This is a genomic window from Caulobacter sp. CCH9-E1 (genome assembly GCF_001556515.1).
Classification (GTDB): domain Bacteria; phylum Pseudomonadota; class Alphaproteobacteria; order Caulobacterales; family Caulobacteraceae; genus Caulobacter.
The window spans coordinates 1-309 of sequence record NZ_LSJA01000193.1 but is presented as its reverse complement, the minus strand read 5'-3'; the positions used below and the strand labels follow the sequence as shown (position 1 = coordinate 309).

General features: G+C 68.9%; 1 pseudogene. It reads right to left on the bottom strand.

From position 1 onward, the window contains the following. Positions 1-100 precede the first annotated feature (100 nt). Positions 101-193 (bottom strand): annotated as a pseudogene (locus tag AX690_RS24245) (hypothetical protein); the annotation flags it as partial. Positions 194-309: the final 116 nt, after the last annotated feature.

Sequence of the window (309 nt, the reverse complement as noted above, 5' to 3'; positions counted from 1 at the left end):
ACCTTACGGTCTCCGGGTTCGCCCGGCCGCTCCGTCGCCTCCCCGTCACCTTCAGCGGCCAGCCGCGTGAAGCCGAACAATCACGTCCCCTCCGTTGGCGGATGGGGAGGGGTAGGGGTGGGGTGATCTCCAGCGGTCAAGGCCGCGCACCGCCGCCACCTCACCAGTCACCCCATCCCCGGCCCTTCCCCATCAAGGGGAAGGGGGCTTCAGAGGTCGCCGCATTGACTCCCCCGCTCGCCCCCGTATTTTCCGCCCCGTTCGAGTGACTGGCGTTGAAGGTGGGCGACCACCGGGGAGCTCGATACG